This is a genomic window from Lactobacillus sp. ESL0684 (genome assembly GCF_029392675.1).
In the GTDB taxonomy this organism is placed as follows: Bacteria; Bacillota; Bacilli; order Lactobacillales; family Lactobacillaceae; genus Lactobacillus.
Genome location: NZ_CP113941.1, coordinates 183,248 through 209,511, shown reverse-complemented (window position 1 = coordinate 209,511; position 26,264 = coordinate 183,248). Strand labels below are relative to the sequence as shown.

The window sequence follows — 26,264 nt, the reverse complement described above, 5'->3', positions numbered from 1 at the left end:
AATTTCTCCTATACTTCAAAATAAATTGTTACAAACTTTGCATGTTCTATTTGTGGAATTTCTACAATATTCGCTTTAATCGTCAAATCCTTAATCTTGTTTCCTTTCAAGTTAACTAGTTGAACCAATTTAGGATGCTTAGCAAATATCATGCGATCAGTTACAACATGAAACAGTGGATTATATAATCTGACAATATATCCTGCGCCCTGTTGACTCTTTTCAATCGTACTAATAGTCAAATTTCCATCGGTTTTAAATAAACTAAATTCCTGTTCATATGAACGAGAAACTGGATTAAACGGAAAAGTTAGCCTACCATTTAAAAATTCCGCATACTCGTAAACTAGCAACGGAGTTTCGAACTCTTTTACAATATTTGCTAAATCAGTCTGATCATATTCTGTTTGTTCAAGAATTAAGGCAAAATCAAATGATAGTTTTTTATTTAATTGGGCTGCAGGAGTTGGTACCGTTTCATCGCCCGAAGCACGCCCTGGGCGATATAATAAGTCTCTCTTCCCAAGCATTCCATACGTTCTAAAAATAGTTAATCTAATAACTCGATTATCAATACCAACACATTCATATTCTCTAACACCATTTGATACAACCCCCATACACCGGGTCTTTTGTGACAAAGCAACAAAACTTTGCATAGTGTTGATGGAAATAGGTCTTTCCTGCCAATTATCTGGTGACTTGCTCCATTCAGCCAATTCACGCTCTTTAACCAAGGGGCGTTTGATACTACCAAATTGAATATCAGCAATACTAACTTTAGTCATGATTTGACTATCAAAGTTCACACATAAGCGATGACTTTTTGCCCATCTATTATCAATATCGATTTTAAAATTAATAATTTTAGACGACTGGTTTAAACTAACTTCTAATTTGACAGGCATACTAACATCAGTTATCTTTTTAGCTCGTTTTTGTAAATTACTTGGAACTTTAAAGTCAAAGCAAATAATTATTTTACTTCTTAATTTGTTGGAATAAGTCCTAATTCGATTTTCTTGTTCAGTTGAATAAATAACCAGATCATCCTCAGGCGGTGAATAGTTGTAGGAATCACCATCATCACCATTTTCTTCTATAATCGCTTGATTTCGATAATTATAGTTATTTAATTTATCTAAAATATCCAAACTACCGTCTTGATTAGCCTTAATCTTATAAAAGTCATTCTCAATTACACTATCTTTTTTAGGTTTATTAAGCCCTAAAATACTATCTTCCAATGGCAATAGATAGCACTGCCTATAACCAAAAGCGGGAATATTAGTTAAATAAAGATCTATATTAATTTCATATACTTTTTTGGGATAATAAATCTCCCTTCCAGGATCTAGCTGAATTGTTGAACCTAAAATCAACTCCGTTACATCTTTAATAGAATTAACTTCATATGATATTTCACTACCATCATTAGCTTGTAGTTTAAAATTCCTACTTGGTGAGTACAGTGTCTTGTTAACAACATCATTTCTTACAAAGGGCAAAGTATTAAATACCGTCAGAGTAATGGGATTATCATTGTTGCTAATCTTAGTTGCAATTTGGCGCAGCGTAATATCAACTAACCCTGTTGCGATATCAGCTACTTGTTTATATCGCAATTTAATATCTTCATTGACAGCATCAGAAACACAATTTCCCATTGAATCGTGGGCAGCATTCTCGAACATTTTCTTCCAAATATCCTGTACAGCAGCTCTCGGATATTCCAAATCAAAGTAGTCTCCCATTACAAGCAGCGGTTCCATGATATTACTTAAATAATATTGCAACTTAGTATTATATTTTTTTATATCTGCCCTAGAAGAATATATCGATTTATGAACCCGCATATCTCGACCACAATCTTGCTCTCCGCTTAAAACGACTAGATTAGGATCATCAGCTTTAACAGCGTTAATATAATCCATTATTGTAGAAATTTTAAACTGATACTTACTGTTGCTTTTATTAAGCTTATCAACAAAGCTAGGTAAATCGAAGCGAATTGGCGCCATATCTGAGCCATTAGGTAACAATAAATTATTAGTTGTTGCCTGCTCAGGTATTATTTTAAATGGTTCTCGCTCCATAATCTCTTTCAACTTGGTCTCATCGATTACTCCTCCTACAAAATAGCCAGCTGCCATCCGGTAAACATTGATCTTAGAACCATCTTCACCTTGCCAAATAAACTCTGATTTTTTGACATTATCAGTTGAAAAGCCACGATAAAGGACTGCATCAGTTATACCTAAATCTTGATATATTTGCGGCATACTAGACTCTTGACCAAAGGAGTCTGGCACATACGCTACATTCAGATATCCACCTAATCGCTCACTTTTCTGCATACCAATGAGCAAATTATTTACTATACTTTCTCCTGAAACCAAATATTGGTCAGTTTGGGTATACCATGGACCAATGTTCAACTTATTTGTCTGAACCAGTTTTTTAACTCGATCCATGTCTTGCGGACGCCAATGCAAATAATCAACTATTAAAGAGGCTTGTCCATCTAATAAAAAACATTTGTAATCCTCGTTATTTTCCAGTAAATTAATCACATCTTTTAAGTCTTTTAGTAAATACACTTTCGCCTTAGCAGCAGAAAAGAACCACTCTCTATCCCAATGTGTATGGGGAACAATGTAGACTTGCTTAACCAATTTTTTGCTCCTTATAAAAAGGCTATAGTTTAAAATCTTGATCAACTTCAAAACTATAGTCTTCACTCACTTGTTATTGAATATTCAATTGAATATCATCTTCATTAACATTTTCTTCGCCTGTTGCATCTTTATCAGTAAAATCTGCAATTAGTGGAGCAACTACTGCGATAAATAAAGCACAAACAAGGATTCCAGCAATATAAGCAAAAACATTATCAGCTGTTAAGATTCCTGGTAAGCCGCCAAGTGGTGGTACGTGTGAACCTACACCCAAAAAGGCAGCCGTAGCAGAACCTAAAGCACCACCTATCACATTAACTATAATCAGTTGTGGTGCCTTCATCATAAATGGAATCGCACCTTCCGTAATACCAAAAGTCCCCATAATCAAGTTATTGTGACCCATTTCCAATAATTCAGCCGAAAAACGTTTTTTAGGCCACATAAAACTCATAATTGCGTAGCCCATTGGAATAGCACAAATAGCAATATTGGTATACAGACATGGTTTATATATTCCCTCAATCATAAAGAAGTTTCCTACACCCCATGCTGCCTTGTTAACTGGACCACCAAGATCAACACCAATCATGCCACCCATAATAGCAGCAAGCAAAATTGCATTGGTTTTTTGATTAATCATGTACTTAACCCAAGCAGTTAATCCAGAATTAATCCACGCTAACGGTGGTGTTAAAATTACTCCAACAAACACCGCGACAGCACCCACAGTCAATAATGGCATAACGATTAATTCAATTGCGGAATTCCATTTTTCAGGTACTTTAATCTTTTTACACCAACGTGTTACATATCCTGCAATGAGCCCAGCAGCAATTGCACCTAGAAATCCCAAGTTATTATTGGTCGCTAATTGTCCACCAATGAAGCCAGCCCCAAGCGCTGCTTTATCACCCAGTGCATAAGCAATGTAACCACCTATTACTAGGTTTACTAAACCTATTCCAATCCAACCAACTGAATTAATTTGATACAGCATATGGAAGAAACCTGTGCTTTTAGCAAATTTTGACAAGTCACCATAACCAAAACACATTCCAATCAACTGCGGTATCCCAACAATCAAGGCACCACCTATTACTGTTGGAATCATATACGAGATTCCACTCATAATAGCGCCTTCCCATTCCTTCAAAATTCGTTTCAATTTCTAATCCTCCTTTTTAATTGCTGTAGCACATTTTTTTAAGACAGCCTTTGGTGCCTGAATACACGTATTGATGTCAACCCGAATTACAGGTTTACCCTCAAAGCGTTCCATGCTAGTAATTTTTTGGTCAGAAGCAATTAAGACAAAATCTGCTTTATCTGCTTCTGTCTGGGTGATCGCATTAACTGGTCCCATCATTCCTTGTTGTTCAATCTTTACATTCCAATCAAGCTCTTTACCTGCTTTTTCTAAGGCTTTAGCAGCCATTGGTGTATGTGCTAAGCCTGCTGGACAAGCTGAAACTCCGACTACATTCATAATTTTTATTCTCCAATCTTTTGATTAATAAAATCTGCTATTTTTGTTTTAGAAGTTAATGTCCGCAGTTTTACTTTAAAATCTTCCTCAAGCAAAGCTGTTGATAAATTTGCTAACATCTTTAGGTGAGTATTACCCGCATTTTCTGGCGGAACCATTAAGGCAAAAACATCTGTTACTGGCTTATGATCATATGTTTGCCAATCAAGTGGATTTTTTAATCTGAAATATAAGAAACCAGTTTTTTTAATTACCACAGATTTAGCATGTGGTATTGCAAAACCATCTTCTAGTCCAGTCGAAAATTCCTGCTCTCTTTCTAAAAAACTATTATTCAGTTCCTTAGGATCCATGGTAAATCCCGCATTAACTGCAGCTTCAGCAGCATAAGTTAAAAAAGCAGTAACACTTGCTACATTTACTTCTAAAAAAATATCATCCGCGGAAAAATTCATTAATTATTCACTCCTATTTTTTGAAATCGATTACATTATTAATCATAATACCCGTTAAAGACTTTGTAATTAGGTAATATTTCCAATTAAGTTGGAAAATACATATTTTAAAATATGCTGTAAGTTACCAAGGCTCTATAAGCTAAATCGCTTTTTCATCCTTTAAACTTTATTTACAGATGAACAACAAAAAAGGCCTCAACTATCAATTAAGATAATTGAGACCTTTCTAATCTAAGTTATTATTTTATCTGACTCAAGGCATCTTCAACCGCTTCCTTATATGCAGTAGATGTAACTGTAGCTCCCGAAACAACATCAATATCACTACTATTAGCAGCCAAAACTTCTGTACATAATTGCGAAAAAGCCTTACCACCAATTCCTGGTGTTTCATGACTTTTGACAACTCGTACAGTCTGAATCTTTTTATCAACATAGTGCACCCAAGGTTAACTTGCCGCCAATTCCATGGTCACTTGAACCGAGATATTCATCTTTTTCGAGATGGTAATCTTCTCTCTCATTAACAGCTGGTTCACTAACTGACGCTGACGAAATAATTTCATCAGACTCCTGATTATCCTTGGTAGCAAGTATATGATTAGCAGCAACATAGCCAAAAACTTGACCTGATCCAATTGTACCACCTGCACCAGCATAACCACGTCCTGGTCCACCAAATCCAGTAAAGTTGCCACATACATATAAATTTTTTATTGGTCTACCCGAAACATGCATAATTTGTGCACAGTTATTAATCTTAGGGCCACCACAAGTGCCTAAGGTGTTTGTTGCAACTTCAACAGCATAATATGGGCCGTGGTCAATCGGACCTAAGTTCTTTTCAAATGGCAAACTCATATCGTGCATCCGATTAAACATCTGATTCATGTAGTCTTCACCACGATGAAAGTCAAGATCTGCACCGTCTGCACAATACTTATTCCACTTCACTACCTCGTTCATTAGCCCTTCTTTATCGACACCAATCTTATCAGCTAAGTCTTCAAGTGTATCTGCTTCGACAAAATAAGGTGGTACACCACGTTTATCCATCTTTCCAACAAAAAACGAAGTATTAAAGCCAATGTCATCAACAAATTTACGATCAAAAATCTGCCAAGCAGGTAAGTTAGTTTTCTCATTTTGACCATAAGTTTCAAATGGAGCAAAAGTTAGATATGAAGCATCGTAACTACAAGACTCATTCATGAAACGACGACCTTTTTGGTTAACAATGATTTGTCTTGGGAAGTAACGCTCAAACACTATATTTGCTGGAACACGATCCCTTTTCTGTTCTTCTGCTTTTTCCTTAAAAGTTAATTGTCCCCAACATTCAGACATGTTAATTAGGTCTGCACCTAAAGCCATTGTGATTTGCAACGCTGTCCCATCATTAGTAGACAATGAACAAGCATAAGGAGTTTCACTAGCTAAGAAAGAATTACGCAGATCATCATTCCATTCAAATCCGCCAGCTGCTATTAAGACTGCATTTTTAGCTCGTAATGCTATTTCTTTACCATCACATTCAGCAATCAATCCTAATACTTCTGGTAGTCCAGTTTCATCATAACGATAAACGTATTTAGTTACCTTAGTTGAACATAGAATCTTACCACCACGTTTTTTAAAGGCGTCAATATATGCATCTTCCCATTTAGGGATATCTGGCAGTCCTTTGGCATTTTTCCACGAAATTGTTCGTCAAGCATCCGCACGACCACCATCCCATTCCGCATGGTAATCTCCGAACAATTCAGTGCCACCAGGTGTTGGATAAAGCCCATAATCCTTAAAAATGGTTGCCATGTATTCCATCATCGGATTAGAGTTACCTATATAGGACTCAATAACGTCTTCTCCAATTGGCACTTCACGCTTCTGTTTAGTTAAGTAAGTCATACACTTAGCTTTAGTATCACCATGTTTAACTGAAAACTTGTTTAATGGCAAATACGCTCCGCCACCAGAAAAAACAGTTGCACCACCAGGAAATTCATTTGCATCAATAGCTATTACTTTTAGTCCAGAGTCAGCAAGCTTAATAGCTCCGTGCATAGAAGTTCCTGTACCAACAATCAGCACATCGGCTACATAATCCCACTTTGCCGGCTGATTGTATACATAATTTTGTTCAGTCATTTTTTAATACCTTCAGATTATTTTACCTGTGACACAGCATCTTTAACTGCATCACGTAAAGCATTGCTGGTTGAAGATGCACTGGATACAGCATCGACTTCATAAGTATTAGCTTCCACCATTCGTTTAGGCATTTCTCTTAAAGCTTCAGAACCATGTTCAGTTTCAGATTCCTGTAAAACTTCTACATTTTCAATCGACTTATTAGGACCAACGGTTACTCGAACCACTAATTCATCTCCCATACCAGCTTTACTACGGCCAATATATTGATTAGGTCCTGTAGTAAAAGTAGCTTTCTTTTTATCATCACTAGTTACAACAAAATCACTAGTAGTTTCACTGCTTAACAAGTCTTTAGCATTATCATCTTTGACAACTGCTTTTGTACTAGCGGCATTTTCACCAGCTATTTTACCAAAAATTAAACATTCTGCTAAGTTACCACCACCAGAATATTGGTTAACAAATGGTGCACCTAATTCACCGGCACCATAAAAGTGTGGAATTGGATCGCCATCTGGATCAAGAATTTCAGCATGACTATTACGCCGTGGTCCACCTTGAGTGTTCAGCATTACCTGTCGCAGAGCAACAGCATAGTAAGGTCCATCGTCAAACTTGCGCAAAGTTACAGGATCACGATGATATGCATAATCTTTACCTTCATCACAAAAGAAGTTAAAGTCAGAAATTGTTTCTGTCAATTTATCTGGATCTTTATCAATCTTCTTTGCTAGTTCCGAAATCGAATCAGCCTTAATTGCATACTTCATAAAGTCGATTATTGGTGGTTCTTGTTGATTCTCTCCATATTCTTTAGCTAATTCATCAGCTTTGCTTCGATCAAAAATCATGTACGGATGAACTTGTCCTAGTGGTACTCGATGCATTCCATGATTATCAGTATGACCATGACGATTGACATCATCTTCTTTAAAGTAGCGAGTACCATCATCACCAACCGCGATTATACTACCGTTGCTAACTGGTTGCCAAGTTACACCTTCAGTACCAATACCTCGTTTACCCTTTTCGGTTCGAACAGATAAGCCATGCATGAAACCTAGTGATTCATAGCTACGCATATGCCACAAATCGGCACCTACCTCTAAGGCCATATCGATACCAGCACCTTGATTATATAAAGTACCTACTGGGGCCATATATGGCTCTTGCAGATAGTCCTTAACTTTTTGTTCACTATTTTCAAAACCACCAGTAGTTAAGACCACACCATTGCGAGCTTTAATACTACGCAAAACATGATCTCGCTCAATTTGAGCACCAATAACTGTCTTAGTCTCAGGATCTTGAATCAAATGACGTGCTGGAGAACTATACCAAACATCAATCTTGTCAGATCTCTTATCAACTTCTTTTTTAAGCAATTTCCACAAAGCAGCTTGACCATACTTAGGCTGAACTGTAATCATATCATAAGCAGAAGCACCAGGTAATTCAGGATACTCTTGTAAGAATTTGACAGCCACAGATTTACCATTAAATTGCTTTTTATAACTAAATGGTGGTACTCCCAAATACTTCTCCACATAATCGTACATGTTGACCATTCCATGTACCAAAGTATCAACGACATCATCATCAACGTGAAACGGTGCATTCATTGCCGTTTCATACTGCTTCAAGCCATCAAAATCGTCACCTGAAGCCAAAAATTGTTCAGCTACACGGGTATTACCACCTTCACTACCTTCTGGAGCAGAATCAACTAGTAAAACTTTTGCACCATTATCAGCTGCAAATCTTGCTGCGGTTGCACCCGCGCCACCATAACCTAAAACAACTACATCATAAATTGCATCCCACTGCTTTGGGTAATGTCTTGCCATAAAATAACCTCCTAAAATTGTTACTGTTTCTACAAGCGGCTAGATTAAGCTTAATCTAACTATCTTGCTTTTCTTTATGGTATCACGCTTACACATTATATAAACCGCTTTCTTTATAATGTATAAAATTTCACAATATATTTAAACTATAATTAATTAATTTTAAATCTGTTACTATTTCTATACCAATTTTAAAGGCTTCCTATTCTACAATCATCAAAATGTTACTTTTGTTACAATTAAATTCACTTGTTACTAAATAATTGCAATTAGATAAAATACTGCCAACTCGAATATTCTGGTTTGGCCAATTCCTCAGAAATTGCTTGATTCGTTTTTTGAGGATCAGAAAAGTGATCAAAAGGTCTCACTGTAAATTGATATAAAAGATAAATTAGTTGTTTTTTATTCATAAAACTCGGATCTTCAACCCATGCTTTAATAATTTCATTAGTTCCAGTAGTTAAAAAGTTACATAATACCGTTGCTACTTTTGTAGTATCCCAATCAAATTCTGGTAAACACTCAGTTAACCGGCTTTGCACAACATGACCATTATCTGCATACACCTGTTTATTCATTCGTTGCTCGCTAACAGTATTCAAGGCCTTAATCAAGTGTTTATTATGGTCAACAAAATTAACCAATCCAACCACCTGCTTGAGTGTTGGCTTTTCTTGCAAACTAGTGACTGAATAAAGTATTTTCTGATATCCCTTAATTGATTTCTGGTATAACTGCAGTGTTAGGTCTTCTAAGTCATGATAATGAGCATAAAAAGTTTTACGAGCAATATTAGCTTTATTGGCAATATCAGTTACCTTAATTTTAGCTAGCGGTCTATATTCCAGTAACTCTAAGAAGGCATCCTCAATTACTTTCTTAGTTTTATTAATTCTACGATCTTGCACCATTTTATCCACCATTAAATATTTATATAATAACTAATTATAGAGAAAAATAAAGCAGCTAAAAACTGCTCTATTATAATTGTTTTTAATATAATACAATTGACTTAATAACATCACTGCCCTTATTGGCCATATAAGTAAATGAATCAGGTATTTTATCAAAGCCATGGTATGCCCTAGTGACAATATTTTCTGGGTGAATACGCCCATAACTAATTAAACTAAGTAATTGCTCCAAGTACAGTCTTCCTGCATTAAGGCTAAGCGTGCGATAAGCAACATCTCCTACACTAGGAGATGTCGGAATACTAATTTCTGGCACTGTGAATAATGTTAAATTAGCAATCTTGCCACCATTTCTAGTTAAGTTAAAAGCATCCATAATGACACTGTTATTACCACCAGCAACTAGCACCTTATCAACTTTTTGATTATTATTGGCAGCCAAAACTTGGTCAACAATCGGACCATCGTGATAATCAATGATAACATTAGCACCATATTCACGTGCAACCTGTTTAGTGGCAGGACGTGAACCAACTGCAATAATTTTACCAGCACCATCAATTGCAGCTCCTTCAACACCAATTAATCCAACAGGTCCTATACCAATAACTAGCACAGTTTCACCAAATTTAATATCTAAAAAGTCAATACCTGTTAGGGCAGTCGGTACCATATCAGCCACCATTAGGGCTTGCGTATCAGTAACATTATCTGGAATATGGGCCAACCCAGAATCTGCACGTTCAAATAAAACTTTTTCAGTAAATAAACCATCCAAATTTGGATTAGTTGTCCGTGATGAGTTAGGAGAGTAATTCGCCATGCCGGCTTGACTAGTCAAGTCTCCATAGTTAGGACTGAAGTCATGAACAACCACACGATCTCCCGATTTAAAGTCATGAACCTGGCTGCCAACTTTATCAACGATACCAATAGCTTCATGCCCAATAACATGGCCTTTCATGCTTGGCATAATTCCACTTTCAACTAAATGAATATCTGAAGTACAGAATGCAACGCCAGTAATTTTGATAATTGCATCAGTTTCCCTAACTAATTTGGGTTCAGCTAGTTCTATCCAGTCTACCTTACCCTTATCTATCATACCAAAGCCTCTCATCAGTAACTTCTCCTTTAACTTTTAGATTTATTGCACTTTTATTTAAATATTATAACAGTTCTAATCCATTTTAAAACAAACTAAAACTGCTCCAATATTTTCACTATTAGCGCAGTTTTAATTTTAAAATCTAAATTTATTTATCAGCTTTATTCAGCGCGTCTTTCACCGCATCCTTTAAGCCGCGACTAGTGCTAGACGCTCCAGAAACAGCATCAACATCAACTGTGTTCTCTTTAACCATTGCAGCTGGCAGCTCTTTAACAGCCTTCAAGCCGTAATCGTCAGATTCAGCTTGCTTTAAAACTTCTACTTGTTCGATATCCTTGCCATTAGGTGTAGTTACTCTGACAACTAGCTCGTCACCCATGCCTTGCTTAGACTTACCAATATATTGATTTGCCCCAGTAGCATATTGTTCTTCTTTAAGATCAGAGGTTAAATCCGCACTAGCAGACGTAGCAGGTTTTTCACTGACAATCGCTGCCTTAGTTTCAGCTGCCATTTCACCAGCAATTTTACCAAAAATCAAACATTCAGCTAAATTACCACCGCCTTGGTACTGATTAGCACAAATTCCGCCAAGTTCACCAGCAGAATACAAATGAGGAATCGGTTTACCTTTAGTGTCCAAAACTTCAGCTTTAGGATTACGTCTTGGTCCACCTTGCGTGTTCAAAACAGTTTGTGCCAACCGGACAGCATACACATTCTCCCCAGCGAATTGACGTAAAGTCTTCGGATCACGGTGATATTCTGCATCATTTTGGGTTTCAGCTGCCTGATTAAAGCGACTTAAAGTAGTTTCAAGAACTGCTGAATCTACACCAATCTTAGTTGCTAAATCTGAAATTGAATCTGCTTTAACTACATTTTCAGTAAATGGCTTGTATTGTCCAATAATCTCATCAGCCATCAATTCTTGATATTTAGTTTCATCAAAAATCAAGTATGGGTGCTCTTGATTTAGTGGAACTTTCCATTGACCATGGTTCTTAATATGACCGTGGCGATTTTCTTCAGCTTCATTGAAGTATCTAGTACCGTCATCACCAACTACAAATGAACTACCGTGTGCAACAGCCTGGTTCTGCTCGCCAATCATCAAGCGGCCCCGCTGTCCATCTGCAACATAAAATGACATTCCGTGCAATAAGCCTAATGATTCAAAGTTAGCCATATGCCAAAAATCAGCACCAACTTCTTGGGCCATTGTAACCCCAGCACCTTGATTATAAAGGGTGCCTAATGGCGCTAACTTTTTAGCTCCTAAAAAGTCTTCTACCATTTCCTGATTATTTTCAAAACCACCAGTTGCCATAACCACACCATTCTTGGCCTTGATATTAAGCAAATTATGATCTCGTTCAATTACGACACCCAAAATAGCTTTAGTTTCAGGATCTTGGATTAATTCACGCGCTGGCGTGTTATAAAATACGTCAATTTGATCTTGGCGCTTAACCACTTGATCCTTTAGGTTTTGCCACAAAGCTGCATCAAATAAGCCTTGGTGCACTGTAGTAAAATCGTAGTCCTCTGAACCAGCATATTCTGGATATTCTTGATAGGCACTCTTCATTTGCGGTAAATATTCTTTAACACTACATGGCTCAACATCTAAGTATTTTTCAATATATTGCGGCATCTCAACCATGCCGTTGACCATAGTATCTATCATATCTTCATCAAGATTCATTGGTGCCGTTAAATTCTGATAATATTGCTTTGACTTAGCAAAATCCGTTCCAGTTCCAATTAATTGAGCTGAATAACGAGTATTACCACCTTCGTGTCCTTCAGGAGCTGAGTCAACCAACATTACCTTTGCACCTTTATCAGCTGCAAAGCGTGCTGCTGTCGCACCTGCACCACCAAAGCCTAAAACAATTACATCATAACTGGCTGCCCAGTTAATATCTTTAGTATAATTCATTATTTTTCTCCGCTAAAAACTACTTTAAATTAACAAGTTAATTTTATCACTTTTAATAAAATATGAAAGTGCTTTTTAAAAAACGCTACCATTAATTAAAAGCTTGTTTCAATAAATATTACTACACTCTTTACTCATATATTTATTAAAGATTATATTGCCTATCTTATATTTGAATTATCAGTGTATTTCATTATTAAAAATGTCATACTCTTATTTATTCTTAGAAAAAAAGCTTCTATATTGACTTGGATTAATTTTTGTACGCTTTTTAAAATTTCTGCTAAAAGAAGTTGTGCTTTTGTATCCAAGCTCTTCACTAATATCATGAATGGATTTATTAGTAAGCGACAACAATTTTTTCCCCATTTCAATTTTTGTTTCGCCTAACTTATCAGAGAAACTTTGTGAAAAAATCTCTCTAAACATTTTTGAAAAGTAATTTGGCTGATAATTAAAATGCTTTGCAATAGTTACTAAATTGACTGTTTTAATATGCATTACCATATATTTCAAAATTGCACCACCTTTCATTTCTTTTGACGTATAACGAATATTTTTGGTTCGGGGAAAATGAGAATCCGAAGCAGAATTGCTTTTTGTCCGAACACGTAATAGTTCTGTAAGTAAAGCAATTACTAAAATTTGTATTTCATAGTGAAGATAACGATCTACACTATTACTCTGCTCTAAAGTTGCTATTTGGTCACAATAACCGTGACAATACTGCAAATGCCGAAAGATAAGAAAAGTGCTGCCTTCATTATCATGCTGCAAAAAATCAGAAATCAGTGAGTTATCACCAGCAATAAAAATCGGTCTGGCCATTAGTAAATCAATTTCTTCAAAAAAAGTTCTAATTACTACTTCAATCTGTCTATCGGGAGAAGCCAAAGAAATAGATTTAAAGGAAGACAGTAAAATAAGGTCCCCTGTATGTAATACAATTGCTTTTTCATCGACATTTAAAATACAACCAGTCAAGCATTCAATTATGTAAATTTTACTGGCATTTTTATGTTTTGTTTGTTCTAATCTAAGCGGCAAAGTAATCAGCATTTTAGTTTTAAAAATTTTCATCATAGTTATCATTATCACATGGAAACAATGATAAGTAGCAACAATGTTTAACTATTTTATTGATAATTATTAACCTTTAAACTTATAAAAAGAACTTCGGGATGAGTAATTTTCTCGTTTTAGCACCATCTGTATTATCTCTTAATCAAAAAATGACAGCGATTAATTAAAGCATTATCATAATTAAGATTTAAATCACAAACTTTAATCATGATTATGGAAATTGTTGATAACTTTAGGAGAACATAAATGGAAAAAATAATGAATACTGATGTTTTAGTTGCAGGCGCGGGTGGTACTGGTTTAGCTGCTGCTTATGCTGCAGCACAACAAGGAGCAAATGTAATTATCATAGAAAAACAAGATAAAATTGGTGGTAACACTAAAATCTCAAGTGGCTTTTTTGCAATCGACTCACAAGAACAAAGAGATGCTGGATTAAAATTAACAACTAAAGAAGCTATTGCTCAACTAGCTGAATACAACCATTTCTTATCAAATGGTACTTTACTTGCCAAAATCGTAAATACTTCTGCTGACACTTTGGCTTGGATTGAAAAAATGGGTATGGAAATTAAATTAAATCCAACTTCAAAGACAACTCAATTCGCTCATCGCAATGATAATTATCGTGGTGGATCTTATCATATGTATCAAAACAAAGAAAAAAGTTATCAAAAGATTGAAGAAACTTTGAAAAACATTGGAGTTAAATTTGTTTTCAATACATCAATGAAAGATTTGCTGCTAGAAAATAATCAGATTACAGGAATTAAGGCAGAAAAAGACAGTCAAGAGCTCATTATAAAGGCAAAGTCAGTAGTTGTTGCTACAGGCGGTTACGGTGGCGATTTTAATAAAGTATCTAAAACAATGCATACGAATAAATTAAGAAAGCTTGGCGTACCCAATAATGGTGAAGGCATAGACGCAATGGTTAAAGCTGGAGGTGTCGACATAGACAGTCATGCCTTAATCCATGCTTCACAATTAGCCAAATCGACAGTTACTCAAAATAGCTCAACTAAACATTTAGCGGGATTCTCATCTAATCCGTTAACACAGCTACTACTAACACCACAATTATGGGTAAATAAAAAAGGTGTTCGTTTTGCTAATGAAGATGTAGTCTATGACACAGTTGAATGGGCTAATGCAGCTTGGTCACAAGGTGGAATCTATTTCTTCATTGTTGATCAAAATACATTAGATACTTTTACTAAAAACAAAAATCTAGAAGAGGTTTCACAAGCTGGTCCAGGTGCAACCACAGATAGTGGTGACTTTACACAACTAGCCAATGACGCCGTTGCTGGCAAAACAGCCTTTACTGGTCAAACATTGGATGAACTTGCAGAAAATGCTGGCCTTAATAAAGAAGCATTTAGAGATTCAGTTACTAAATATAATTTAGCTGTTGAAAATAAAAATGATCAAGAATTTTCTAAATCAGCTAAATCTTTACTTTATTCAATTAAAAAGGGACCATTTTATGCCTTTATTGCTCAAGCAACATATCTTGGTACCGTTGGCGGTGTACGCGTAGACGAAGACCTGGCTGTTTTAGACAAAGAATTAAAACCTATTCCTGGTCTTTATACTGGAGGAGCCAATGCTGGTGGTTACTATGAAGGCCATAGTTATCCAGCATTTGAAGGTCTAGCATCAGGTTTTACATGGTCTTCTGGACGGATAGCGGGTACAAATGCTGCCATTTATGCTAATAAAATAGGTAAGACAAATGAATAGTAATAAAGCCTACATTTCCAAAACCCGTCTTGGTATCTTAGCCGTTAGCTGCATGGGAATGGCAGCATTAGCAATAACACCATCATATGCGGCGATAGCAAAATATTTTAGTTTGGATAATACTAGTGTTCAAATGCTAACCTCTTTACCTAATTTATTTATGATGCTTGCTGGACTGATTGTTGGAAAACTCACTGCTGGCAAGCTTAACCTTAAAACTTTAACTTTGACATCAATAATTTTAGTGGTAATTGGTGGCTTAATTCCACTAATTTATCATGAGAATTTTGTAGTTCTTTTACTTAGTTCTTGCCTAGTTGGTCTAGGACAAGGTGCTTGTACTAATTTATCGCAAGTACTAATCTCACAAATGCTACCCATAAGTGAGCAAGAATCCACTATGGGCTTAACCACTACATTTACTAATATTGGCGGAATTATTTTTATTATGGGTGGCGGTCAGTTAGCCGCAAAAATTGGCTGGATAAACAATTATTGGATTTATTTATTCTCATTCTTTATTTTGCTAACTGCTATTTTGCTAATCCCTTTACATCCACAAGTTGAGCAAGATACTTCTACTAAAGTAAGTTCTAAAATAAAATTAAATAAATATGTCTTTTACTGCGCTGCATGGGGATTTTTGCTTATGTTATTGAACAATGTACTAAATAACAATATTTCTTTGTTCATAGTTCAAGAAAAACTAGGAGCAACATCTCAAGCAGCAATGACATCAACAGTTTCTTTAATTGGTGGTATGCTATGCGGTTTAATCGTAGGAAAAATTGGAAGTAAGTTCAAATATTCTTCAATTGCTCTCGCTTTTCTTCTATACGGTATTTCTTATTTAGTAGTGGGACTTGGTCATTCATTATTTTTAGCATTTCTAGGCAGCTTCTTTGTTGGAGCAGCTATGAGTGTAGGTATGGGACAGTTTCCTTACTTAATTTCAATCTCTGTTGATAAGAATAGTGTGTCTATGTCTTTAGGAATTTATACTGCAATATATTCAATTGGTGGTATCGTCAGCCCTTTTATAATTAATCCATTAGTAGCATTAGTTAAAAATATTGGACTTAATGTGTTTTCTGTCAGTGGCTTAGTAGCTCTTGCAATTGCTGTTGTTTGTTTTTTATCAAAATTCCAGAAAAATTTAGTAACAGCATCTAATACTCAAAAATAAAGAAATTAAATTATCCAAAAAATTCTGTTATCTATAAATACTTTCGTAGTATTTAATTAACAGAATTTTTTCTTTGAAACATTTTTCCACTAACTTCATGAATTATCATTGATACATCCCTCAAAATTATCCAATTAAAAAAGCCATCTCGGCTTAATACCGAAATGACTTTCTATTAGACTAGCTTAGTCGTCTAATTTTTCTTTATTAGTTACCTTCAATTGATCATCAAAAGTATAAACAACTGGTTCACCAGTCTTCATTTCTAAGTTCATGATATCTTCATCAGAAATATTTTCAATGTACTTAGTTAAAGCACGCAATGAATTACCATGAGCGGCAATAATGACATTCTTACCAGCTAATAAATCTGGAGCAATCTTGTCTTCCCAGAATGGCATTACTCGACCCAAGCAGACCTTTAGGTTTTCAGTCCGTGGGATAATGTTCGGGTCAAGATCAGCATAACGACGGTCATGTACTTGACTGTATTCTGAATCATCAGCCAATTTTGGTGGTAAAACATCGTATGAACGACGCCAAATATGAACCTTTTCATCACCATACTTGTCAGCAGTTGCCTTTTTGTTTAAACCTTGTAGACCGCCGTAATGACGTTCATTAAGACGCCATGACTTGGTTTCTGGTACCCAAAGTTGTCCACTTTCTGCTAGAGCATAATGTAAAGTCTTAATTGCCCGAGTCAAAACAGAAGTATAGGCTTGGTCAAATTCCAAACCATGCTTCTTGAGCAACTTACCTGCATTTTTGGCTTCTTCAACGCCCTTTTCTGAAAGGTCGACATCAACCCAACCAGTAAATTTATTTTCAAGGTTCCATTCACTTTGTCCGTGACGAATCAAAACTAATTTCGACATGAAATATCTCCTTTTGCAAATTAAATGTTTCACTTACTATTTTACACATTTACATTTTATTTTCATAGGGTTAACCATTAAAAATCGTTTTTAAAATTTTGCTTTTACGATACAATAGACATAATTAGATTTCATAAAAGAAAAGAGCAAAATTAATCATCATGAAATTCAAAAAGTTATTCTTAAGTCTTGGGCTAGCCACGGCTCTACTTGCTGGTGGCTGTGCTAAACAAGAAAAGCAAAGTCAACCAGTTTTAAATAAAACACAAGTTATTAAAAAAGCACAAAAGTCATTTAAGAGCGGTGAAGCTACCCAAACGGTAATTTTGGGAACCGATACTGATAAACAAAAGGTTAGTACCAAAGCTACTTTTGGTGGAAATCCAACTGTTTTTCATATTAATTATCAAACAACTAGTAACGGTAAAACCCAAACTTCTGAAGAATGGGCCGACCACTCAAACCATTTATACATTAATGGACAAAGTTCTTGGTATAAAGCTAAGCTCGACCAAGTTACTGGTCACACCTATGCAGATCTGCTTGATAGTATCATGCACAATGAAATGCTAATTGATCCACCAGCTAAGCTGACTGATGCTTACAAGATGAAGCGTAAAGGCAACACCTACACACTAACAGCTAATCTCAAAGATAAAAAGATCATGCAACAAGCTGTTGATCCAGTCTTTATCACTGATACGCAGAGTCCAAAACAACAAAAAGTTTATCGTCAGTTAGAAAAGGCTGGTAAATTTCAAAGTATGACTGTCAAATTAGTGGTCAAGAACCAAAAGATGACTTCATTTAGTTACCATGTCAATCTTAAAGTTGGCAAATTAATGAAATTTACAGTTAGCCAAAGCTATAATAATATGGGTAGCCAAGACTTCCTTAAAATTCCAACTAATGCACTTAATGGCAAGCCGTTACCAAAAGCAAAGCCTAAAAAGAAATAGATTATTCTAAATAATGTCCTCTATTTTAATAGCTATCCTACAACTTTCACTAAAGCTGTAGGATAGCTTTTTTGATATTTTATTACTAACCAAATTGATAAAACTGCTTGCGTACCTGATTACCCCCAATATTTACCCTAATCATGATATACTTTTAGTAAATTAAAAATACGAAGGAGTCCCTCATGAAATTTAAAAAGTTAATTATTGCTGCACTAGCAACCTTAGGTTTAACTAGCATTGCTTTAACAAGCAGCCAACCAGTTGCTGCTGCACTGTCCAAGAATAAAGTTATCAAGATTGCCAAAAAAGATTTAAGTAAAGTTACTAGCGCAAAAGCTAATATTAATCTAAAACTTAAATACAATAAAAACACCGCCAATTTTCAGACCACTGGAATTTTTGGTGGCAAACCAATGGTAATTCACTTAATTAGTTCAAGTAACAGCCAAGCCGATAATGGCAAGACCACCAACAATAACGTTAACCAATGGATTGATAGTGCGCAAAATCAGAGCTATACACTTCAAGACAACGCTTGGGAACCAAAAGCTTTAACCCAAACTGAACAGCAACAATTTGCTCAAATCAAAAATATTCCCAAAAAGTTAGGCTCGAATGCAAACTTTACTAAGCAATTAACTAAACAGGCTAAAGTGAAACACACTGGTAGTACTTATACCCTTACTGCCAATATTACCAACCAAAAGATAGCCAAACAATTAATTACTAGCTTTGCTAAAGGGCTTAACTTAAATGATAAACAACTAGCCAAATCTCTCAAAGTCCAAAAAGTTAATGTTAAAATGATCATCAAGCAACAAAAACTGACTAGTTGTCAATTACAGGCTAAAGCAACCTACAATAAGTCATTAGCACTCAACTTAAAGGCCGATTTAACCAAACTCGGTGCTTACAATCAGTTAACAATTCCCAGCAATATAATTAATGCAGGTAACAATTAGCTAATCTATTATCAAGATGATTTTTTTAATAATATGGAGGGATTAATTATGAAATTAGGAATTATCGGTAGTGGCAATATTGTCCACGACTTTTTGACTACCGCTGGTCAAATTGACAACCTAGAATTAGCAGCTATTTCGACTACTAAGCGTAGTGAACAAATTGGACATGATTTAGCAAAGCAGTACGGTATCAAGCAAGTTTATACAGACAATACCCGCCTAGTTAATGATCCAAATGTTGACACCGTTTATGTAGCAGTGCCTAACTCCTTGCACTATGAGGTAGTCAAGCAAGCAATTGAGGCAGATAAAAATGTAATCTGCGAAAAGCCTTATACCGAAACAACCACTGAAGCCAAAGAATTAAAACAAATCGCTGATGAACACGATGTGATTATTGTCGAAGCCATCACTAATATTCATTTAGAGAATTACAAGGTCATTAAAAAGCTAATCCCTAAAATTGCTCCCATTCACATTATTTCACTTAACTATACTCAATATTCTAGTCGCTACGATAATTTCTTAGTAGGTAAAATTGCCCCAGTTTTCGATCCAGCTAAAGGCGGTGGAACTCTAACCGACCTAAATATTTATAATATTCATTTAGCTGTGGGACTTTTTGGCAAGCCTAGCCACGTGCAATATTATCCCGTTATGCAAAGAGGAATTGACACCTCGGGAATTTTGAACCTAACTTATCCAGATAAACAGGCTGTTTTAATCGCAAGTAAAGATAGTTATACTACTCCACGCTCATTTATCGAAGGAGAAAAAGGTTCTATTTACTTTGACGGTTCCACAGGTGTACTTGATAGCTTTACCGTCGAGCTTAGAAAAGGTGAAACAAAGAGAGTAAAGCTTAATCAGTATGATCATCGAATGGCCAGTGAATTCAATGACTTTGTCACCATTATTGATAATCATGATACTGAAACCGCCAATCAACTTTACGATCACAGTATTGCCGTGATGGATGTCTTAACAGCCGCTAAAGCATCAGTCCAATAATTTTATTCTTAATTAGATAAAAACAGGTTATTGAGCAATTATTGCCCAATAACCTGTTTTGCTTTCTTCAATTATCTGTTACTTGCTACTTTCAGCACGTGATTTATATTCACCTTCAGCAGTATTAATGATTAAGTTCTCGCCTTCCTTAACAAAATCAGGAACTTGTACTACTAATCCAGTTTCCATAGTAGCAGGCTTACCAGAGCCAGTAACCGTTGCTCCCTTAATGCCAGGCTCAGTTTGCGTAACCTTCATTTCGACCGTTGATGGTAATTCAACCCCCAGTAACTTACTATCATTAGCAAATTCCAATTGTACTTCAATATTAGGAATCAAATAAAGTTTATCATCACCAAGTTGTTCACTAGATACTTCATATTGCTCATAGGTTTCTGTATCCATGAAGGTATACACGTCACCTTCATTATAAAGGTATTGTGCCTTCTTTTTGGTAATATCGACTAAATCAACCTTTTCACTTGGGCGCATCGTCTTGTGGACTACTGCGCCACTTTCGATATTGCGCAAGTCCATTTGCATAACGGTATTACCCTTGCCAGGCTTATGGTGATTGGCCTTTAGCACCCGAATCAGCTTACCATCCTGATTAAAAACCATACCTTTTTTTAAATTAATTGCTTGTACCATTGCTTTTGTCTCCTCATAATTTTAATGAAATAATATTTTACCTGTTTAAAAACACGCTGGAGGCAAAGCAAATTTTTTAATTAATAATAAATAAATCGTATTCATACCAATAATTATAACAAATTAAAAGTGTCTGAGGTAGATTTGATCGATTAAATGACCCGTAGTTTTATGCAAAATTAGTGTCGCCCGTTGCTTAGTCGGTGCAATATATTCTCGCAAGTTAACCAAATTAACCATTTGCCATGTCTCTTGTGCCAGTTGTAAAGCATCTTGACGCGGACCATTGGCCATTTGGTAATAAAAGTTATGCGGATTATGCTTATTCATTTCCAAAACTCGGTCAAACCGCTGCATAAACCATTGCTCAATTAATTCTTCAGGCGCATCAATATAAATTGAAAAATCAAAAAAGTCACTAGTAACGATTTGCCCATTAGTTGGTAATTGCAGAGTATTAATTCCTTCAATAATCAGGATATCGGGCTGACGAACATGACCATATTGCCCAGGCACAATATCACTAAGTTCTTGAGAATAAATCGGATAAACAATATCAGCTTTACCACTTAAAACATCTTGCAAAAAGTTATTGAGCAGCTGCATATCATAGCTTTCTGGAAACCCCTTGCGCTCAAATAAATTACGCCGCTTCAATTCTTGATTAGAATAGATAAAGCCATCGGTAGTCATTAAGTGAACTTTTAATTCCGGATAAGTCCGACTTAGCAATAACTGCACCAGTCTTGCCGTAGTCGACTTACCAACAGCTACTGATCCTGAAATGCCGATAATAAATGGTGCTGGCTTGAGCTTTTCCTGCAAGAAATTACATTGTTTTTGTTGTAAAGAGCGTTTTTCTTCATAAGCCAAATGCAGATACTTAACCAAACTACCATAAATCTGACGAACATCGTTTAAGTCCACCACATCACCCAGTGACTTAATTTTGGCCAACTCATCTGCCGTAATCTTAACCTGATCAGCAGACGAAAAAGAGGCCCACTGATCCCGATCAAACTGTAAATAATTCTTCATCTTATAATTGCCCTTCAATTCTATTTCTTTTATTATAAGGTAAATAAGAATAATAAAACAGAAAGGATATCTAAAATGACAGAGATTATTTTATTCGGTGATTCAATTTTTAATGGTTATCGAGCTGGTCACGATACCGATTTAGTTACAAGTAGCTTACAAACTAAATTAGGGGCAGTCTTCGCAATTAAAAATGTTTCTCTTAGCGGCGCAACCACTGCAGATGGACTTAAGCGAGTTAATTTAATTGACTCAGCAGCAGATATTATCGTAGTCGAATTTGGTACCAATGACATGGCAACTTGGGGCATCCCTAGCAACCAATATACCGACAATTTAACAAAAATAGTTACCCAAATTGGCCCTAATAAAGTAATTATAGTCGGGCCATTATCCCAAGATCCATATAATAAAAACATCATGCAATGCTACGACGAACAGAAATCAGCACATTATCAACAAATTGCCCAAATCATTGCGAACAAATATCATATCCCTTTTATTAATATGCGCGATGCGTTCAGCCAATTAAGTAATATCTCAACTTATTTCCAAGAAGATGGTCTACATTTAAGTGACCAGGGTAATGAACTATTAACTAACTTGGTTACAACCGCAGTCAAAGAAAAAGCCGCTAAATAAGCGACTTTTTTACTTAAACTAAACTTAATAGATACCAAAAATATCTTTTACCGCTGCTAAAGCCTGCATTCGCAATGCTTTATTTAAATGATCAATTACTTGTCCATGACGAGCAGAATAGTCATATCCCAGCAAATTACTAAAAATTGCATATCCATTAATTTTTTTAGTTGATATTTTCATACTAACTGTGAATTCACGTGGCACTTTAGAAGTTATTGGAAAACCTACTACCATACCCGTTCGTTCATTATAAATATCTGAGCTAACAACTAACATTGGACGCCTAATATTATTGATGTCACGTGCATGACCACCATATTCATGTCCAGCATGCGGTTCAGCATCGATCCAAATTAAGTCGCCCTGTTTGGGACAGTCGTTATTATTGCCAAACATCTTCTCGTCCTACTAAATCACCGTTATCAGATACTCCTAATTCTTTTATTGCTGCTCTAAGATCATATTCCGGGTTTTGAGCAAAAATATTATCATGCTTTGGAATAAAAGAAATTACACCATTATCCTCCATTACAGGTTGGTATTCAGCATTTGCTTCAACTTTAAACTCTGCAGGTATAGTAATCATTAAAGAATTCCCCTGCTTACGTGTTTTCACCATACAATGCACCTCTCTTGTTAACGTAATTATATTAGTAATTACATGAAAATTCAAAGAAAAAGCCGCTAAATAAGCGACTTTTTTTACTTATAAATCATAATACATCATAATGTGCTTCACGCCAGCTTCTGTAAATACTTCACCTTGTGCTTGATAGCCTAAATAATCATAAAATGGCTTAGCTTGCATTTGCGCATGACAATATAAACGATTAACACCCTTATTTTGCAGGTATTCATGAACTTGGCTTAACATCTTGGTTCCCAAATGTTGTCCGCGTGCTTTTTGAGCAACAGCAACCCGTCCTAACATCCACTTGCCATCTTCTTTAAACAAGCGACATACTGCTTGGGCAGCACTATCATCATCATTTAACAAATAAACTTGAATCGCTATTAAGTCATCATCGTCAAGCTCAGGATCCGTAATTTTTTGTTCTGTCACAAATGTATCAATCCGTAATTTAGCAACACAGAACATTTCCCGTCCGGTCATTTCAGCTATCCGTTTAAACTTAAATTGCTCTTTACCTGTCATTTTTCTTACCTACTTTTCTACATATGTAGCAGGGTCTACTGTAAGCAGCCGGCTCTTTTGACCTACATAAATCAAATCAAGCTGATACATTGCTCGCGAAGCAATCGTATAGACCAGTTGTGTTTCATCAGCTTCATGATAACATTGATCAGAAGCATCCCACATCACAACCGCATCGAATTCCAAGCCCTTGGCTAAGTATGACGGCAAAACTAGTGTACCATCAACCAAACGTTGATTAGCTGTCGCAATTAACGTTGCCTTACTTCCTGTTTGTTTTAGTCGCTTACTAACATCCTTAGCACTAGCTAAATCCTTAGTAATAATAGCTGTTGTTAAGTTAACTTCAGTATTATCCTTTAAAATTTGAACCAATGCAGCAATTGCCTCGTCGCTATTATCGCGTTTCCAGAATGCTGGCTTGGGCCCTTGTCGATTAAACGATTCAATCTTTTCACCTTGACGCAACACTTGCTTAGTAAAATCAGTTAACTGCCTAGTTGACCGATACGACTTAGTTAATTGCACCACATCCGTTTTTTCTGGATCAAATAGACTACTAATCTGCTTCAAAAGGTCGCGGCTATCATCTTTAGTAAAGATTGCCTGGTTTAAGTCCCCTAACATCGTGAATTTTGCTCGTGGGAAGTTAAATTTAAGATAACTCAACTGAAACGGCGTATAATCCTGAATCTCATCAATAAAGGCATACCGCATTTCATAATTGACTTGCCGACCAGTTATTAAGTCATACAGATACAAATAAGCTGATACATCGTTCATGTGCAATTGGTGTTTTTTTAAGCCCTGCTTAACCTGTGTAATATGCTCAGACCAGTCAGCCGCACTAATTTGCCATTTGGTTAAATCAATCATCTTGGGAACAGCTCGCAAAAAGCTCAAATATTGTGCCGGCATATTAAGATAACTATTATGCTGAATTTGTTGATAGACCTTATCAAGTTCTTTCATCACAATCTTACGACCTAGAAACTTCTCTTCTTTTTCTTCAGATTCAAATTCCTGATCAGGTTTATCATACAAAGCATTAAGTTGCTCTTTACTTAAACTCTGAATTGCATCACTAACCCACGGCTTTTTAGTTTCCGAATTAATCTTGCGATTAAGTGACTTGATCAATTCCTCGCGAGTTGCATCAATTCGGTTAGTTAAATTATAGTTTTCATTGTACGAGTAATAGATCTCATTGATCTTTTCTTTAGTAAAATAAGGATGCTTAGTATCACGAAAATAGATATTCTTAAAAATCAATCCTCGCTTATTTAGATGCTTGGCGTAGTGCGTTAATAGCTTAAAGAATTGCGTCGAATCTTTAAAACGGCCAATTGCAGAACTGGCAGCTTGATCTTCAAACTGATCAAAGAGGTTTTCAACTTCCATCTTTGGTAAACGACGAGCAACAAACTGCCAATAGGTCATTTGTACCATATTTTGTTCGCCCATTTCTGGCAAAACATTTTTGATATAATCATTAAACAACTGATTGGGGCTAAACATGATTACGTCACTACTGGTTAAATTACCACGATACCGATAAAGCAGATAAGCGATCCGTTGTAAAATAGCCGACGTTTTCCCAGATCCAGCAGCACCTTGCACAAATAACAAATCTGCACTAGTGTTTCTAATAATCTTATTCTGCTCTTGCTGAATCGTAGTTACGATTGACTTCATCTGCGTGCTTGACTTTTCACCCAAAACTTCTAAGAGCATCTGGTCACCAATTGATTCATTGGTATCAAACATGTTGACAATTTTACCATTTTCAATCATGAACTGGCGCTTCTTAGTCATATCAACAGTAACTTCGCCTTCAGGCGATTGATAAGAAACTTGACCAAGCTTACCGTCATAATAAATTGAAGAAATCGGTGCCCGCCAATCATAAATTAAAAAATGATTATCAGGATCGGCAAAAGACCCTAGACCAATATAAATCGTCTCAGGTTTTTCACTGCCTTCTTTAAAGTCAACTCGCGCAAAAAATGGCTTTTGCTCGAGGCGATTAACTGTACCTAATTGTTTAGCAGATTGCTGCCAAGCATTTTCCCGTTCATCTAGTAATTGCTGTTGCTGATGAATAGACAATGCCGTTTCCATCGAAGTCGAATAGCCATCGTAATCTAATTTAACATCGTCAAAAAAATGTGAATTAAGATTCCTTGCCTCACCTTCAGCAGACTTAATTGCCGAAGTTAATTCTAACTTCTTTTGTTTAATCATCTTTAACAGATAGTCAAGATGTTGCTGCTCAAACTGTTTATCATCTGTCGCTTTTGTCATAAAGTCACCTATTTTCAAAACTTGCATTCCATTTTAACAT

Annotated in this window: 25 protein-coding genes; 6 read left to right on the top strand and 19 right to left on the bottom strand. The window is 35.8% G+C overall.

Translation table 11 applies throughout. The features are described from left to right. Positions 1-8 precede the first annotated feature (8 nt). The 12 genes from OZX56_RS00985 to OZX56_RS00930 form a co-directional block, all read right to left on the bottom strand. On the bottom strand, positions 9-2,675 hold the full coding sequence (locus tag OZX56_RS00985; RefSeq protein ID WP_277124971.1) for a glycoside hydrolase family 38 C-terminal domain-containing protein: 2,667 nt from the start codon (positions 2,673-2,675) through the stop codon (positions 9-11). Between the two features lie 73 nt (positions 2,676-2,748). Beyond that, complete coding sequence (locus OZX56_RS00980; RefSeq protein WP_277124973.1) at positions 2,749-3,846, bottom strand: PTS fructose transporter subunit IIC; 1,098 nt, start codon at positions 3,844-3,846, stop codon at positions 2,749-2,751. 3 nt (positions 3,847-3,849) lie between these two features. Further along, complete coding sequence (locus OZX56_RS00975) at positions 3,850-4,167, bottom strand: PTS fructose transporter subunit IIB (protein WP_277139844.1); 318 nt, start codon at positions 4,165-4,167, stop codon at positions 3,850-3,852. Between the two features lie 5 nt (positions 4,168-4,172). Continuing rightward, positions 4,173-4,622, bottom strand: coding sequence for a fructose PTS transporter subunit IIA (locus OZX56_RS00970; protein ID WP_277139843.1), 450 nt, complete (start codon positions 4,620-4,622; stop codon positions 4,173-4,175). A gap of 242 nt (positions 4,623-4,864) precedes the next feature. Continuing rightward, positions 4,865-5,068: an FMN-binding protein gene (locus OZX56_RS00965; protein WP_277139842.1), complete on the bottom strand. Its 204-nt coding sequence runs from the start codon at positions 5,066-5,068 to the stop codon at positions 4,865-4,867. Then, positions 5,055-6,242 (bottom strand): FAD-binding protein, encoded by a 1,188-nt coding sequence (locus tag OZX56_RS00960; protein ID WP_277140333.1) that lies wholly within the window; start codon positions 6,240-6,242, stop codon positions 5,055-5,057. Before OZX56_RS00960 ends, OZX56_RS00965 begins: the two co-directional genes overlap by 14 nt. Positions 6,243-6,335: 93 nt before the next feature. Beyond that, complete coding sequence (locus OZX56_RS00955) at positions 6,336-6,773, bottom strand: FAD-binding protein (protein WP_277139841.1); 438 nt, start codon at positions 6,771-6,773, stop codon at positions 6,336-6,338. 17 nt (positions 6,774-6,790) lie between these two features. Further along, a complete protein-coding gene (locus tag OZX56_RS00950) occupies positions 6,791-8,626 on the bottom strand; it encodes an FAD-binding protein (RefSeq protein ID WP_277139840.1) in 1,836 nt (611 codons plus the stop codon). A 269-nt stretch (positions 8,627-8,895) separates the two neighbouring features. Then, a complete protein-coding gene (locus OZX56_RS00945) occupies positions 8,896-9,540 on the bottom strand; it encodes a TetR/AcrR family transcriptional regulator (RefSeq protein ID WP_277139839.1) in 645 nt (214 codons plus the stop codon). A gap of 82 nt (positions 9,541-9,622) precedes the next feature. Next, complete coding sequence (locus tag OZX56_RS00940; RefSeq protein ID WP_277139838.1) at positions 9,623-10,663, bottom strand: alcohol dehydrogenase catalytic domain-containing protein; 1,041 nt, start codon at positions 10,661-10,663, stop codon at positions 9,623-9,625. Positions 10,664-10,799: 136 nt separating this feature from the next. Beyond that, positions 10,800-12,599 carry an FAD-dependent oxidoreductase gene (locus tag OZX56_RS00935; RefSeq protein ID WP_277139837.1) on the bottom strand — a complete coding sequence of 600 codons (1,800 nt, stop codon included), beginning with the start codon at positions 12,597-12,599 and terminating at the stop codon, positions 10,800-10,802. Between the two features lie 213 nt (positions 12,600-12,812). After that, positions 12,813-13,682, bottom strand: a complete 870-nt coding sequence (locus tag OZX56_RS00930) for a helix-turn-helix transcriptional regulator (RefSeq protein ID WP_277124980.1) — start codon at positions 13,680-13,682, stop codon at positions 12,813-12,815. A gap of 246 nt (positions 13,683-13,928) precedes the next feature. On the opposite strand from OZX56_RS00930, the gene OZX56_RS00925 reads away from it, so the two are divergent. Together OZX56_RS00925 and OZX56_RS00920 are read left to right on the top strand one after the other, a co-directional pair. After that, positions 13,929-15,428 carry an FAD-dependent oxidoreductase gene (locus OZX56_RS00925; RefSeq protein WP_277139836.1) on the top strand — a complete coding sequence of 500 codons (1,500 nt, stop codon included), beginning with the start codon at positions 13,929-13,931 and terminating at the stop codon, positions 15,426-15,428. After that, the gene (locus OZX56_RS00920) at positions 15,421-16,614 is read left to right on the top strand and encodes an MFS transporter (protein WP_277139835.1); all 1,194 of its coding nucleotides are present in this window, start codon (positions 15,421-15,423) and stop codon (positions 16,612-16,614) included. The genes OZX56_RS00925 and OZX56_RS00920 overlap by 8 nt, the downstream gene beginning before the upstream one ends. 185 nt (positions 16,615-16,799) lie before the next feature. On the opposite strand, the gene OZX56_RS00915 is transcribed toward OZX56_RS00920, so the two are convergent. After that, positions 16,800-17,492 (bottom strand): 2,3-diphosphoglycerate-dependent phosphoglycerate mutase, encoded by a 693-nt coding sequence (locus OZX56_RS00915; protein WP_277124986.1) that lies wholly within the window; start codon positions 17,490-17,492, stop codon positions 16,800-16,802. Between the two features lie 161 nt (positions 17,493-17,653). Here OZX56_RS00915 and OZX56_RS00910 point away from each other — a divergent pair, with 161 nt between their 5' ends. The 3 genes from OZX56_RS00910 to OZX56_RS00900 all read left to right on the top strand — a co-directional run bounded on the left by OZX56_RS00910 (position 17,654) and on the right by OZX56_RS00900 (position 20,430). Then, positions 17,654-18,451, top strand: coding sequence for a DUF6612 family protein (locus tag OZX56_RS00910; protein ID WP_277139833.1), 798 nt, complete (start codon positions 17,654-17,656; stop codon positions 18,449-18,451). A 185-nt stretch (positions 18,452-18,636) separates the two neighbouring features. Next, positions 18,637-19,416 carry a hypothetical protein gene (locus OZX56_RS00905; protein ID WP_277139832.1) on the top strand — a complete coding sequence of 260 codons (780 nt, stop codon included), beginning with the start codon at positions 18,637-18,639 and terminating at the stop codon, positions 19,414-19,416. Between the two features lie 48 nt (positions 19,417-19,464). Further along, entirely contained in the window at positions 19,465-20,430 is a 966-nt protein-coding gene (locus tag OZX56_RS00900; protein WP_277139831.1) for a Gfo/Idh/MocA family oxidoreductase, read from the top strand. Between the two features lie 78 nt (positions 20,431-20,508). Here the strand turns inward: OZX56_RS00900 and efp are convergent, their stop codons facing one another. Together efp and coaA are read right to left on the bottom strand one after the other, a co-directional pair. Next, positions 20,509-21,081: an elongation factor P gene (gene efp / locus OZX56_RS00895; protein ID WP_277124994.1), complete on the bottom strand. Its 573-nt coding sequence runs from the start codon at positions 21,079-21,081 to the stop codon at positions 20,509-20,511. A gap of 123 nt (positions 21,082-21,204) precedes the next feature. After that, positions 21,205-22,119 (bottom strand): type I pantothenate kinase, encoded by a 915-nt coding sequence (gene coaA, locus OZX56_RS00890; protein ID WP_277139830.1) that lies wholly within the window; start codon positions 22,117-22,119, stop codon positions 21,205-21,207. Positions 22,120-22,194: 75 nt separating this feature from the next. On the opposite strand from coaA, the gene OZX56_RS00885 reads away from it, so the two are divergent. Continuing rightward, on the top strand, positions 22,195-22,761 hold the full coding sequence (locus OZX56_RS00885; RefSeq protein ID WP_277139829.1) for an SGNH/GDSL hydrolase family protein: 567 nt from the start codon (positions 22,195-22,197) through the stop codon (positions 22,759-22,761). A 24-nt stretch (positions 22,762-22,785) separates the two neighbouring features. Here the strand turns inward: OZX56_RS00885 and OZX56_RS00880 are convergent, their stop codons facing one another. The 4 genes from OZX56_RS00880 to helD all read right to left on the bottom strand — a co-directional run bounded on the left by OZX56_RS00880 (position 22,786) and on the right by helD (position 26,224). Next, positions 22,786-23,160 carry a type II toxin-antitoxin system PemK/MazF family toxin gene (locus OZX56_RS00880; protein ID WP_277139828.1) on the bottom strand — a complete coding sequence of 125 codons (375 nt, stop codon included), beginning with the start codon at positions 23,158-23,160 and terminating at the stop codon, positions 22,786-22,788. Beyond that, complete coding sequence (locus OZX56_RS00875) at positions 23,147-23,383, bottom strand: AbrB family transcriptional regulator (RefSeq protein WP_277139827.1); 237 nt, start codon at positions 23,381-23,383, stop codon at positions 23,147-23,149. The genes OZX56_RS00880 and OZX56_RS00875 overlap by 14 nt, the downstream gene beginning before the upstream one ends. 87 nt (positions 23,384-23,470) lie before the next feature. Then, positions 23,471-23,920, bottom strand: a complete 450-nt coding sequence (locus OZX56_RS00870) for a GNAT family N-acetyltransferase (RefSeq protein WP_277139826.1) — start codon at positions 23,918-23,920, stop codon at positions 23,471-23,473. Positions 23,921-23,929: 9 nt separating this feature from the next. Continuing rightward, entirely contained in the window at positions 23,930-26,224 is a 2,295-nt protein-coding gene (gene helD, locus OZX56_RS00865; protein WP_277139825.1) for an RNA polymerase recycling motor HelD, read from the bottom strand. Positions 26,225-26,264 lie beyond the last annotated feature (40 nt).

Excerpts from the sequence above, each read along its gene's own strand:
- OZX56_RS00920 (WP_277139835.1), top strand. The coding sequence starts at position 15,421 with ATGAATAGTAATAAAGCCTACATTTCCAAAACCCGTCTTGGTATCTTA.
- OZX56_RS00940 (WP_277139838.1), bottom strand. The coding sequence starts at position 10,663 with ATGAGAGGCTTTGGTATGATAGATAAGGGTAAGGTAGACTGGATAGAA.
- OZX56_RS00950 (WP_277139840.1), bottom strand. The coding sequence starts at position 8,626 with ATGGCAAGACATTACCCAAAGCAGTGGGATGCAATTTATGATGTAGTT.
- OZX56_RS00945 (WP_277139839.1), bottom strand. The coding sequence starts at position 9,540 with ATGGTGCAAGATCGTAGAATTAATAAAACTAAGAAAGTAATTGAGGAT.
- OZX56_RS00970 (WP_277139843.1), bottom strand. The coding sequence starts at position 4,622 with ATGAATTTTTCCGCGGATGATATTTTTTTAGAAGTAAATGTAGCAAGT.
- OZX56_RS00975 (WP_277139844.1), bottom strand. The coding sequence starts at position 4,167 with ATGAATGTAGTCGGAGTTTCAGCTTGTCCAGCAGGCTTAGCACATACA.
- OZX56_RS00900 (WP_277139831.1), top strand. The coding sequence starts at position 19,465 with ATGAAATTAGGAATTATCGGTAGTGGCAATATTGTCCACGACTTTTTG.
- OZX56_RS00915 (WP_277124986.1), bottom strand. The coding sequence starts at position 17,492 with ATGTCGAAATTAGTTTTGATTCGTCACGGACAAAGTGAATGGAACCTT.
- OZX56_RS00930 (WP_277124980.1), bottom strand. The coding sequence starts at position 13,682 with ATGATGAAAATTTTTAAAACTAAAATGCTGATTACTTTGCCGCTTAGA.
- efp (WP_277124994.1), bottom strand. The coding sequence starts at position 21,081 with ATGGTACAAGCAATTAATTTAAAAAAAGGTATGGTTTTTAATCAGGAT.
- coaA (WP_277139830.1), bottom strand. The coding sequence starts at position 22,119 with ATGAAGAATTATTTACAGTTTGATCGGGATCAGTGGGCCTCTTTTTCG.
- OZX56_RS00880 (WP_277139828.1), bottom strand. The coding sequence starts at position 23,160 with ATGTTTGGCAATAATAACGACTGTCCCAAACAGGGCGACTTAATTTGG.
- helD (WP_277139825.1), bottom strand. The coding sequence starts at position 26,224 with ATGACAAAAGCGACAGATGATAAACAGTTTGAGCAGCAACATCTTGAC.
- OZX56_RS00925 (WP_277139836.1), top strand. The coding sequence starts at position 13,929 with ATGGAAAAAATAATGAATACTGATGTTTTAGTTGCAGGCGCGGGTGGT.
- OZX56_RS00875 (WP_277139827.1), bottom strand. The coding sequence starts at position 23,383 with ATGGTGAAAACACGTAAGCAGGGGAATTCTTTAATGATTACTATACCT.
- OZX56_RS00885 (WP_277139829.1), top strand. The coding sequence starts at position 22,195 with ATGACAGAGATTATTTTATTCGGTGATTCAATTTTTAATGGTTATCGA.
- OZX56_RS00910 (WP_277139833.1), top strand. The coding sequence starts at position 17,654 with ATGAAATTCAAAAAGTTATTCTTAAGTCTTGGGCTAGCCACGGCTCTA.
- OZX56_RS00905 (WP_277139832.1), top strand. The coding sequence starts at position 18,637 with ATGAAATTTAAAAAGTTAATTATTGCTGCACTAGCAACCTTAGGTTTA.
- OZX56_RS00935 (WP_277139837.1), bottom strand. The coding sequence starts at position 12,599 with ATGAATTATACTAAAGATATTAACTGGGCAGCCAGTTATGATGTAATT.
- OZX56_RS00870 (WP_277139826.1), bottom strand. The coding sequence starts at position 23,920 with ATGACAGGTAAAGAGCAATTTAAGTTTAAACGGATAGCTGAAATGACC.
- OZX56_RS00955 (WP_277139841.1), bottom strand. The coding sequence starts at position 6,773 with ATGACTGAACAAAATTATGTATACAATCAGCCGGCAAAGTGGGATTAT.